At 69.2% G+C, this 10669-nt stretch carries 14 protein-coding genes; 4 read left to right on the plus strand and 10 right to left on the minus strand.

Translation table 11 applies throughout. The annotated features are described in order from the left end of the window. Positions 1-158: 158 nt before the first annotated feature. From AB0J71_RS46305 to AB0J71_RS46330, 6 genes are all read right to left on the minus strand, one after another. The gene (locus tag AB0J71_RS46305) at positions 159-329 is read right to left on the minus strand and encodes a hypothetical protein (RefSeq protein ID WP_352326706.1); all 171 of its coding nucleotides are present in this window, start codon (positions 327-329) and stop codon (positions 159-161) included. A 287-nt stretch (positions 330-616) separates the two neighbouring features. After that, positions 617-1771, minus strand: a complete 1155-nt coding sequence (locus tag AB0J71_RS46310) for an alpha/beta hydrolase (RefSeq protein ID WP_364420594.1) — start codon at positions 1769-1771, stop codon at positions 617-619. 10 nt (positions 1772-1781) lie between these two features. Continuing rightward, a complete protein-coding gene (locus AB0J71_RS46315) occupies positions 1782-3203 on the minus strand; it encodes a S41 family peptidase (RefSeq protein WP_364420596.1) in 1422 nt (473 codons plus the stop codon). Continuing rightward, positions 3200-4246 carry an ABC transporter permease gene (locus tag AB0J71_RS46320; protein WP_364420598.1) on the minus strand — a complete coding sequence of 349 codons (1047 nt, stop codon included), beginning with the start codon at positions 4244-4246 and terminating at the stop codon, positions 3200-3202. Before AB0J71_RS46320 ends, AB0J71_RS46315 begins: the two co-directional genes overlap by 4 nt. Beyond that, entirely contained in the window at positions 4243-5133 is an 891-nt protein-coding gene (locus AB0J71_RS46325) for an ABC transporter ATP-binding protein (RefSeq protein WP_364420602.1), read from the minus strand. The genes AB0J71_RS46320 and AB0J71_RS46325 overlap by 4 nt, the downstream gene beginning before the upstream one ends. After that, entirely contained in the window at positions 5130-5522 is a 393-nt protein-coding gene (locus AB0J71_RS46330) for a GntR family transcriptional regulator (RefSeq protein WP_352326697.1), read from the minus strand. The genes AB0J71_RS46325 and AB0J71_RS46330 overlap by 4 nt, the downstream gene beginning before the upstream one ends. Positions 5523-5792: 270 nt before the next feature. Here AB0J71_RS46330 and AB0J71_RS46335 point away from each other — a divergent pair, with 270 nt between their 5' ends. The 3 genes from AB0J71_RS46335 (at position 5793) to AB0J71_RS46345 (ending at position 8028) form a co-directional block, all read left to right on the plus strand. Next, positions 5793-6521, plus strand: coding sequence for a DUF3800 domain-containing protein (locus AB0J71_RS46335; RefSeq protein ID WP_364420604.1), 729 nt, complete (start codon positions 5793-5795; stop codon positions 6519-6521). Positions 6522-6537: 16 nt separating this feature from the next. Beyond that, positions 6538-7410 (plus strand): site-specific recombinase, encoded by an 873-nt coding sequence (locus tag AB0J71_RS46340; protein ID WP_364420606.1) that lies wholly within the window; start codon positions 6538-6540, stop codon positions 7408-7410. Between the two features lie 222 nt (positions 7411-7632). Next, a complete protein-coding gene (locus AB0J71_RS46345; RefSeq protein ID WP_364420608.1) occupies positions 7633-8028 on the plus strand; it encodes a hypothetical protein in 396 nt (131 codons plus the stop codon). 373 nt (positions 8029-8401) lie between these two features. On the opposite strand, the gene AB0J71_RS46350 is transcribed toward AB0J71_RS46345, so the two are convergent. The 3 genes from AB0J71_RS46350 to AB0J71_RS46360 form a co-directional block, all read right to left on the minus strand. Then, positions 8402-8638: a hypothetical protein gene (locus AB0J71_RS46350; RefSeq protein WP_364420610.1), complete on the minus strand. Its 237-nt coding sequence runs from the start codon at positions 8636-8638 to the stop codon at positions 8402-8404. Between the two features lie 93 nt (positions 8639-8731). Then, positions 8732-9232, minus strand: coding sequence for a hypothetical protein (locus tag AB0J71_RS46355; RefSeq protein WP_364420612.1), 501 nt, complete (start codon positions 9230-9232; stop codon positions 8732-8734). Beyond that, on the minus strand, positions 9229-9765 hold the full coding sequence (locus AB0J71_RS46360) for an RNA polymerase sigma factor (RefSeq protein ID WP_352326688.1): 537 nt from the start codon (positions 9763-9765) through the stop codon (positions 9229-9231). Before AB0J71_RS46360 ends, AB0J71_RS46355 begins: the two co-directional genes overlap by 4 nt. Positions 9766-9826: 61 nt before the next feature. Between AB0J71_RS46360 and AB0J71_RS46365 the strand changes: the two genes are divergently transcribed. Further along, positions 9827-10003 (plus strand): hypothetical protein, encoded by a 177-nt coding sequence (locus AB0J71_RS46365; protein WP_352326686.1) that lies wholly within the window; start codon positions 9827-9829, stop codon positions 10001-10003. Positions 10004-10151: 148 nt separating this feature from the next. Here the strand turns inward: AB0J71_RS46365 and AB0J71_RS46370 are convergent, their stop codons facing one another. Beyond that, positions 10152-10412, minus strand: a complete 261-nt coding sequence (locus AB0J71_RS46370; protein ID WP_364393509.1) for a hypothetical protein — start codon at positions 10410-10412, stop codon at positions 10152-10154. Between the last annotated feature and the right edge of the window lie 257 nt (positions 10413-10669).

A 10669-nucleotide genomic window follows, 5' to 3' on the forward strand; every position in this document is an offset into this window, starting at 1 on the left:
GAGCAGAACCTCCATGGGCCTGCGCCTACGGGGCAGGTGGACAATTGCCACCAAAGCAGGTGGGGCCAGCCCTACCTCCGCAGTCCTGGGAACAAGGCAGACTGCAACGATGATCCGGACACGACCCGCACCCGGCAGCGGGTCAGCCGCCCTCGCGCTCAGAGCGGCGGCCGGCCCGGTGGACCTCCCGCCCGCCCACGCGGGAACCGGCCGTGCTGCGTGAAGTACTTCAGCAACAGCGCGAAGGCCAGACGAGTGCCCTCCTGCTTCGCACTGACCAGCCCGATCTCATCGCCCAGCACAGTCCAGTGCTCGATGAGTTCAGCCATGCCAAGCGGCGGCACTTGGCGAAGGCCACTGCATCGCCCTGTGACGCCCTGGACGCCTCGGTCCGGCCGGGTTCCTCGTCACCTCCGCAGGCCGCGGCGGCCAGTGCGACTGCGGCTAGGGCGACGGCCGCCATGATGTTCCTGCGCGAGCGCCTCTGACCGGGGATGCCATCCATGTCGATCTCCATCGTCGTATGAATGTCCGAGGTCGTCGGGGCGTCGGTCGTCGGCGCTGCAGGGCGGGGTTGCGGTGGGCCTCACCCGGTTGCTCCACGACGCGCGGGGATTCATGACCGACCGCAGGCCTCGGGGCAGAATTTGACCTCGGGGTAGCGTGATGACGGCTTGTCCATGAGGGGTTGCCGTTGGGATTTCAGGTGCTGGTCGAGGAAGGCTGCCACGTAGGTGCGGGTGAGCTCGGCGGCGCGCGCCGCGGGCAGAATCCCGTACGTGGGCTTGATGCCGAGGGCGCCCGCCAGCAGCGGGCCGTCGGTGAAGGACTGGTGTTCGGCGCCCGACAGCACGATCCAGCGCTTCCACCCGGTCAGCAGCTTCCAGTCGCGGTCCCAGGAGGTGTCTCGGCCTCCGGGGATGTGCTGCGGCGAGCCCAGGAACATGAACGGCCGAGAGAATCCGCTCTTGGGGATGCGGGCGTAGGTGGTGCCGTCCATGTCGATCCCGGCGCGCACCCGGGAGTCCTTCACCATGGCCGCCATGGCGCCGGCCCCGCCGATCGACTGGCCGGCCATCGCGATCCTGGAGCGGTCGATCCGGTCGGAACCGTCCCACTGCGATGGCAACTGGTCGAGCACGAAGGAGACGTCGGCCGCCCGGCCCTGAACCACTCCCGTGCCGAAGCCCGGGTCGGCGTCACTGTCGCAGGCGAGGCATTCGGCGACCCGGCCGTCGGACAGGGTGGTGGCGTAGCTTTCGTAGGTGTGGTCGATGCCGGCCACGACGTACCCGCGGCTGGCCAGGTCCTCGGCCAGGGACGTGAGTGTGCTCATCGGCTTGGTGAAGCCGGGGGACAGCACCACCAGCGGAAGCTTCCGTCCCGCGGGTTCGGCGTCTTTGATGGCGTTCGTGCGCGTCTTGCTCAGCGTGTCGTCCGGCACGCCCGTGATCCCCAAGCTCTTCAGGGTGAGCTCCGATTCCCTCGGCGTCATGTACGGCGCCCGCTGCCCGTCCCGCTGCTTGGTCGGATACCACAGGGTGACCTTGAGCTCCCTGGCGTCGACGTCGAGGTTCCACGGATCGGGGCGGGAGGCGTCCTTCAGATACAGGGCGGTGGTTCCCACCGGCTGGTCGCCGGTGGGGGCCGGCAGGGTGGCCGGCCTGGTCGGCGTGGGCGACGGGGCGGCGGAGCGGGGCGGCGCGGGTGCGGAGCAGGCCGATGCGGCCAGGACGGCCAGTCCCGCGGCGACGGCCAGGAGGTGTCTCATCGAGCGGTCCTCACTGGTGCAGCAGGGTCAGGGCCTTGGCCAGGGCGGGGTCGCGCCCGGCGGCCGCGTCCTTCGGGGTCAGGGGCACGTGGTGGTCGGGCGGCACGCCGATCCGGTCGATCACCTCGCGGTTGGGCCCCAGGTGGTGCCTGGCGGGGAAGCCCAGCGTGGTGTTGTTGCCGAGCAGGTACGACTGCGCCGGGCCGGAGATGACGCCGGCGGTCCTGGTGCCGACCAGCCGGCCGATCCCCAGGTCCTTGACCGCGGAGCTGAAGTGCTCGCACGCCGAGGCGCAGCTGCGGTCGGTGAGCACCATCAGCGGCAGGTTGAGCAGCTCGACGGTGTCGTCGGTCCACGAAGTCTCGCACCTGCCCTCCACCGTGCACTGGTAGGCGGTGACCTTGCCGTGGGCGAACGCGCTCACCAGCCGGATCGCCTCCCTGGGGCTGCCGCCGCCGTTGCCGCGCAGGTCCAGCACGACGCCGGTGAGGGCCCGGCCGGTGCGCAGCCTGGAGATCGCCTTGAACACCCTGGTCGCGGAGTCGGGAGCGAACCCGCGCAGCCGCACATAGGCGATGTTGTCGTCCAGCAGCTTCGACTGCACCACTTGCAGGGTGGTCAGATCCCGCTGGTAGAGGCCGGGCTTGAGCGTCACGCTCCAGCGGCGGCCGGTGCTCTGCCGAAGGAGCCGCAGCCGGACCGGACGCGCCTGCGGATATTGCAGGTTGAGGGCCTCGATCGCGGGCGTGGCCTTCCCCTCGATGAAGGGCGCCGAGCCGTTGATCGATTCGATGATGTCGCCCGGGCGCAGGCCGGCGGCCTGCGCCGCGCCGCCCTGCACTTCGGTGACGAACAGCGGGGCCAGCGCGACGCCGGGGTTGCCCTCCATCTGCGGGCCGTTGACGTTCGCCTGGAGACCCAGGCCGTAGCCGTCGCCGTCGTAGGAGTCGGGGTGCCGCCCCCCTAGGTCGTGCGCCCAGTGGGCGTGATTGTCGCCGAGGCCGGCCACGATGGCCTCGAGGGTGACGACGGCCAGCTTGTCGCGCAGGCCGGGGACCCGATCGGTGATCTTGCGATAGACGGCCTCGAATGCGGTCCAGTCGGCTTTGCGGTCACCGGTCAGCGCCGGCATGGCGGCCTCGGGCAGATCGCGTCCATTGCGGTTGAGCTCTTGGGTCAGGGCGATGAATCCGGCGCCCAGCAGCGAGCGGGCGTCCAGCGTAGCGCCGCTGTAGTAGTTGCCGAGGATGCAGAAGTAGGCCTGCTCGATGACGTCGATCGTGGTGGCCGTCTCCGCCCCGGGAGGTGCCTGGGGCGCTGCGCAGACCGTGCCGGCTGCCGCGTTCGTCTGGCTGCGCGGCGGCGCCGGGGCTGTGCAGGCCGCTGCCAGGAGGAGGGCGAGCCCGGCGGTCGCGGTCCTGATGACGGTCATGACAGGCGCCTGCGGATCCACCAGAAGGACAACCATGTCAGGCTGAGGGTGAGCAGGGAGTAGATCCCGGTCTCGATCCACTGGAAGGGCCAGAAGCGCTCAAGGGGCTGGTAGGTCGCCTGCTGCCGGTAGCCGAGCCGGTTGATCTCGACTAGGCAGCCGTCCCCGGGGCCAGCTGGCGGTGCGCAGGGGCCCGATGTCGTGGAGACCTTGATGGCGGCTCCCTCGCCGCTGGTGGGGATCAGGCGTCCGGATGGGTCGAGCAGGTTGTTGGACAGGATCCAGGAGCCCAGGTGGCCGGGTACGGCCGGATTCAGGGAGAGCCGCGGGGGCGCGCCTCCGTCCCGGGGGATGTTGAGGCCGTCCACGTTCGTTATGCCGAGCTCGAAGGTAGAGGTGATCGGGGGCATCAGGTGGGGCCGGACCAGCAGCGGCATGGCGAGCTGGATCGCGGCGAAGGCGGCCAGGGTGAGGGCCATGGCGGGCAGCGTGCGGCGCACCAGCATGCCCACGGTGATGCCCAGGACGAAGGCGAAGGCCGCATACCCCATCGGGGCGATGCCACGCGCGCCGAACACCAGCGGAGCCATCAGGGCCAAGTCTTCAGCGGCTACTTTGTCCAGAGGGTCGGACCACCAGGTCACCATAAGGCCGCACAGGCCGGCGGCGGCCACGGCGACCAGGCCGGTGAGGGCGAGCTTGACCGCCAGCCAGCGGCCGCGGGTGATGCTCTGGTTCCACACCATCAGGTGCGTGCCCGCCTCCAGCTCGCGGGTGATCAACGGTGCTCCCCAGAAGAGCCCGACGAGAGCGGGCAGGAGCAGCACGACAAGGCTGACGGCCATGAAGGAGAACTCGTGCCCGCCGAAGAATTGGTCGTAGAAGCGGTCGCAGGTGTTGGCCGGGGTACAGGCGGCGATCCCAGCGGAGTATCTGGCGGCCAGGTCCGGGCCGGTCAGAGCCAGCGCGACAGCGAGAATGACGAGTACGGCGGCCATCATCGCGGCCGAGCCGCGCAGCTGGCGCCAGGTCAGCCAGATCATCGCTGCACTTCCAGGGCGACTCGCCGGTTCTCGGTCGCGTGCTTGTCCATGTAGGCCAGGACGATGTCTTCCAGGCTGAGCTGGGTGACCGTCCAGGCGGGGTCGTGGATGGGGGCGTCGGTGCGGATCACGTACGTGCTCTGCCGGTCGGTGTGGCTGGCGGAGATCACGTGCTGGTCGGCAGGGAGCCGGTCGGGATCGCGGCGCGGGCCGGTGAGCCGGTGATGGGTGGCCAGCAGCTTGTCGGTCTCCCCGGCCACCTGCACGCGGGAGTCGACGAGCACGATCAGGTAGTCGCACGTGCGTTCCAGGTCGGAGACCAGGTGAGAGGAGAGCAGCACGCTGAACTTGTGCTCGACGGTCGCCTCCATCAGGCCCTGCAGAAACTCGCGGCGGGCCAGCGGGTCGAGCGAGGCGACCGGCTCGTCCAGGATCAGCAGCTCGGGCCGCTTGGCCAGGCCCACAGTGAGGGCGAGCTGGGCGCGCTGGCCACCCGACAGCTTGCCCGCCCGGTGGGCGGGATCGAGACCGAGTCTCGCGATTCGTTCGCGCGCCATGAGGGCGTCCCAGCGGGGGTTGAGCCGTGCTCCCAGCCGCAGGTGATCGGCGATGCTGAGCCCGGCGTAGGTGGGGGTGTTCTGGGCCACGAAGCCGACCTTGGCCAGCTGCGCCGGACCGCCGGCGGGCCGGCCGCCGAGCACGGTGATGCCGCCCGCCGAGGGCTGGAGCTGGCCGCTGGCGAGTTTCAGGAGCGTGGTCTTGCCGGCTCCGTTGGGGCCCACGAGCCCGACGACGTGGCCCGCCGGGATGTCGATGGTGCACTCGCGCAGCGCCCAGCGTCTGCCGTATTTCCTGCCCAGTCCCTGGGCCTGCAGGACCGCGTTCACGCTATGTCCTCCTGAGCGAAGGTCCGAAAGGTGGTCATGAAGAGGGCCTCGATGCTTTCCTCGTCGAGGCCGGCCCGGCGGGCCTTGGCCAGCCAGCGCTGCAGCTCCATCCGCAGCGGGCCGTGCGCGGCCAGCGAGGTGTCGGTGAGCGTCGCCGTCACGAACGTCCCCACCCCCGGCCGGGCGGCCACCAAGCCCAGGTGCTCGAGCTCTCGGTAAGCCTTCAGGACGGTGTTGGCGTTGATCGCCAAGTGCGCCACCACCTCCTTGACGGTGGGCAGCTGGTCACCCTCGCGCAGCACGCCGAGCCGCAGCGCCTGCCGTACTTGCTGGACCAGCTGCAGATACGGCGAAACGCCCGACCTGCCGTCCAGATGGAACTCGATCACCTGGATCCTCCATATATCTAGCCTGCTAGCACTTTAGAGTCCCAGATGTTAAAGGAGCATAAGCATCGCCGTGAAGGTCTTGCCCAGTGACACCCGAAGTGGTCCATCGCCCCAGCCCGACCGCGGCCCTACTACGCCGAGGCAGATCTTTGCCGCACCGAATGACTGCCGCAGTAAATGCCGCATTTACTGCGGCAATGGTCCTGGAGGCGTCACGGTGCACATGATCTACATCGACGACAGCGGGCAGAAGGAGCCCGCCGTGGACAGATGGGCGAGCTCGTCTCGGTGGGCGGTGTGATCGTCCCCGAACCTGCGGTCGCGGGGTTCGCGTCGGCGCTCGACGGCATCCGCACGGAGCTGGAGATTCCCGAGGGCGAGGAGATCAAGTGGAAGCCTCCCAAGAACACATTCCAGGCATCGGCGGGCGGACAACTGATCACTGAACTGCGCCAGCGGATGCTTCAGGCCGCCATCGACCAGGGCATCAGGTCTGCCGTCGTGGTGTGGGATCGCGGCCACCTGCCGTGGGAGAAGGCTGATGTCGAGGCCGAGATCCTCAAGTACCTCTACGAGCGGGTCACATTGCATCTGCGGGAGCGGAATGATGTCGGCATCATCATCGCTGATCAGCCGGGCGGTGGCCGCAAGGACGAAGTGAAGTGGCTGGCCGACACCCTCGGCCTGACCCGGGACGGCACTCGCTTCGCCACACCCGATCGCGTCGTCTCGCCCATCCTCACCGCGCCCTCCCATCACGTTCCGCACCTGCAGCTGGCAGACCTCGTCACTGCGGCGACCACCGCGGCGGTCGCCGGCCAATTCGCCGGGATGAAGCTGGCGAAGTGGCTGAAGGAACTGGCCCGCACCAACGCGCATGGACTCGTCGGCCAAGCGGGCGTGGTGCTGTGGCCTCCCGATTTGGTGGACCTGCACTACTGGATTCTCGAAGAAACCCACTACGCCAAGGGATCCTCGGGGACGTATCCACATCCATGACGGGGAGCAGCAGCGCATGACCGTTCACGCCCTCGATCGCAGCACGCCCGCCGACTACAGCACCGCCGTGGAGGCATACCTTCTCTCGGCTGGAATAGCTGCCTCCTCCCAGCGGATCTACCGGATCTCACTGCTCACCTGGGCCTGGCTGGCCACGGGGCAGCAACCGCCATTGGGCCGCAACCGGCGCGGCGCCGAGCCACCCGCCGTGGCGGTGGCCTCGTTCGATGAGGTGCCAGCCGACGTGCTCGCCGAGATGTTCGCGCAGCGGGCCCGGCTGGTCGACGCCGATACCGTCAACCGTGAACTGTCGGTGATGAAGGCTGCCGTCACCTGGTGGCGCGCCCGCGGATGGCTGGCCCGCAACCCGATCAGCGGCATCGAACGCCGGCCCGCGCCCCCTGACCGGACTCGGGCGCTGTCCCGCGCACAGATCGCCGTGCTGTTCGACCTCAAGATCGGCGTACGCGAACGTACGCTCTGGAAGGCCCTGTACGAGACGTGCGCACGAACCGAGGAGATCCTCTGCCTCGACGTTGAGGACCTGCTGCTGACCGACAAACGCGGCCGCGTCACCTCCAAGGGCGGCACCATCGAATGGGTGCACTGGCAATCGGGCACCGCCCAACTCCTGCCCCGGCTGCTCAAAGGCCGCACCCGCGGGCCCGAACTCGAGGCACGCGGCGGGTGGACGCTGCATCAACTGCGCCACTCCGCTCTGACGCATGAAGCCGAGGACGGCACCAACACCCCAACCTTGTTGGCCCGCTCCCGACACGCCTCCGTACGCTCCCTGGAGCGCTACGCCCGGCCCAGTGTCGACGCCGTGGCCGCCCATGTCGCCGACCGCGATCCCCTGCGCCGCCGGAAGGGAGGCACCACCGCATGAGCTCCGGCGTGGTGCGCTACCGCTAATTCCTGCGGACTTCCTCCTCGGGGGACTGCTGCCCGCGCGTCAGCAGCCGGGCAAGGACACCGACGCCGTCGCCCCCGATACCGCCCCGTCCTCGCCCCCGATGCCGCCCCGTCCTCGCCGCCGTCTGCGCCCGCTCCTGACGCGACAGCCGAACAGGCGCGGGAGGTCCAGGCCCACGTGGCCGAGCGTCGTCAGGTGCCTGAGGGGCCGCCCGACACGTTCCCGGTCGGGGTCTACCTGCTGCTCGCCGTCATTCAGGCGGCCAGCCGTCGCCGCCGCTCGCGTCGCGTGGACAACTACCAGCTGGTGGTCGAGGCCATCGACGCTTTGCGCGCCGAGCTGCCCGGCCTGGTCGCGCGCAGGCACGCGAGACCGGTGCGACGTGAGGACAGCCTGTTCCCGCCTCGGCATGGCGCGTCGACCACGGCGGCCGCCGCGCGGGACGGCCGCCGTCGCCTGTGGTCCTTCCAGGCCACGGAGGCGGACACGAACGTCATCGACGACCTGGTCGACGCCACAGGCGCCCGTTCGCGCAGCGAGCTCATCAGCTGCGCCCTGGAGGCTCACCTGCTACCTCGCCACCGCCGGTAAACGTCGCGCCGCCGGTTGCGGAAGCAGGCCCTGGCGGAGGGGCAGCAAAGCGCCCTCCCGAGCCGGGTTCCAGGTTGTTCACTGTCCGGCTGCTACCTGCTACCGGCCTGTTCAGGGCGTGGTTTGGGGTGCTAGCGGGGGTGCTTCCGGAAGCAGGGAAGGCCGCTGCCGGAAGCACCTGTCACCTGCACCGCACCTTGGCCGGGGAGCTGCACCATTATTTGGCCGGATGTCACTCCTAGTGACGGGGCCGCTGAGCCAGATCACGTTAAGTGGAACCAGACCGCGGTTGTGCCGTTCCGGCGGCTGGCGTACGTATGGCGCCGCACCTTCTGCTGCGGCGCCATACTCACTCATGCGGGGTATTTCTCGGTCAGCCTTTCGGGCATCCGGCCATCTTCTTCTTCACGTGCGCGGTCAGCTCGGGAGTGAACTTCATCCCTTCCGGCTGCGCCCAGACGAGCACCTGCCCAGGGGCTGTCGGCACCGCGTCGCTGACGAACCAGCTGCCCGGCACCTGCTGGGCGCGGTCCGACTTCTTGCCGACCCTGAACTCCTCGATCGAGCCGTCCCGCTCGGCCAGCACGGCCCGTACCTCGTCCACGGTCATGCCGCGGAACGGCACGCAATGCAGCAGCTCACCAGCGGCGTCGGCGTCACCGGCCGATTCGTACCGCTCCCCGGGCCGGGCCGGACGGGCAAATCAGATCTGCGCGCTGCCCTTGAAATCCCCGGGAATGCGGAACGAGGCCGCGCATCGGCCGGCCTCGCACTCCACCGACTCTTCGATGCCGGGTTCCTCCGAATTATCCGTGGCCGCGACATGACCGACCATGCTTGGGGAGCCTGCGGCGATCGACAGGCGGATGTCGAGCCCGCGGGCCTTGAACTCGGATGCGAAGCGCTCAGGGTCGGCGTAGAGGTCCTTGACGGTGACGATCCAGTCGTCGCCCGAACGCTGGAATGCCAGCGCGGTGGCCGGTGCGATGCCGCTTGGTGCGTCGGTGGGGATGAACGCCACCCCCATGACGGCCGCGGCCGCCAGCATCGCGGCGAGGGGCATCACCACCGGCCAGCGCACCCTGCGACGTGCCTTGGACGGCGTCGCAACGATCTCGTGGAACAACTCCCGCGCGTCCTGGCCCTGTTCTGGCGGGTGGGGCGCGGGGTCGATGGCGGCCACCAGCCGGTCGATCTTGCTCACAGGCTCTCTCCTCTCAGTTCCACGATCGCCTGGTCTTCTTCCGTCAGCCCCAGCGCCTTGGCCAGCCGCTTGCGTGCGCGGTGCAGCCTGATGCGGGCCGCCGTCGCTGTGCAGCCGAGCACTTTGCCGATCTCCGGGCCGGTCAGGCCTTCCCAGCAGGCCAATGCGAGCACGTCGCGGTCACGGGCGGGAAGGCCGTCGAACGCCTCCCGCACATGGTCAAGCCCGTCCGGCCCGGACGGCCGCGCGGCGGACGACGCGTCCTTCAGCCGTTCTGCCAGCCCGGCCCTACGGGACTGGCCGTGCCGCTGGTTGGCCAGGACGCGACGGGCCACGCCGTACAGCCACAGGCGGGCGTCCTTGCCCTCGGGCACGTCGGCGATGCGCCGCCACGCGGTGAGGAACGTCTCGGACATCACGTCCGCCGTGTCCTCGGGCGAGTCCGTACGGCGGGCGGCGTGCTGGTGGATGGCCGGGTAGTGCGCGTTGTAGATCGCTTCGAAGCGGTCTCGCGCTCCCGGGGGATGGGGCACAGATGACTCTCCTCGTACCAAGGTGTCGGACATCTCGATACATGTCCGGCACCTTTTCCGAGTGTTTCACCCCACCGTTCCGAGGGGCCTTCCCCGTTCGGTTGCAGGCAACTTCCGGCTGGTCACCCGGCTCCTGGAACAAGCCGAACGGGTGATGAAACTCAACGACGGCGTCGACCGGATCACCGCCGAGGTCATCGACGCCGCCCGCGATGCTCTGGTCATCGGCATCAGCTGACCGCCCGTTGCTGTCCGTGACCGTACGCGGCCAAATGATGTTGCATATTCCCGGCCAAGCTGCGTTGCAGATCACAGAAGCACCCGAACCTACGCGCGTGCGCGCACGTAGACCGGGCCGGAAAGTCCAGAAAAGCACCGTTTACCGACTACGTCCGGCGAAAGACTCGCTCCTTCACGGCGTGTCTTTCGGTAGTCCGGTCAACGGTGCGCTGTTTCCCGCCGGCGCATCCGATGGCGATGGAGCGCGGGCCCGCCGGCAGCATCGCGTAAGCCACCAGGTTGTCGGCCGGCTCGGCGACCTCCGCCCGCGCCGTGGCGGCCTTGGCCAGAGCGTCGGCGGCCTCCTGATCTGCCTGACGGACGCGGGCGAGTGCGCCGTCACGGCCCGGCGCTCGGGTTTGTGTCATCAGGGGCAGAGCAGAGCGTTGCCGCAGGCCACAACGGGTGACGGCTGCGGTGCCCGACCCCGGGTTTCGGTCCGGGCGTTCGGGGAGGAGTCCGGCGCTCGCGGCCCCGAAAGCGACGGCGGGGCGCGTTATCGCATGTCGCGTTGCTCGCTAACCGGCCCTTATGTCACGCGGCTGCCGGTTACTCACGGCTACTTTGCGTCTGGTGACACGGACCCGAGCGCCGGCCTCCTAGCGCTGCGCTCGCCTTTGGACGT

The sequence above is a fragment of the Nonomuraea sp. NPDC049637 genome (assembly GCF_040675235.1).
Taxonomy (GTDB): domain Bacteria; phylum Actinomycetota; class Actinomycetes; order Streptosporangiales; family Streptosporangiaceae; genus Nonomuraea.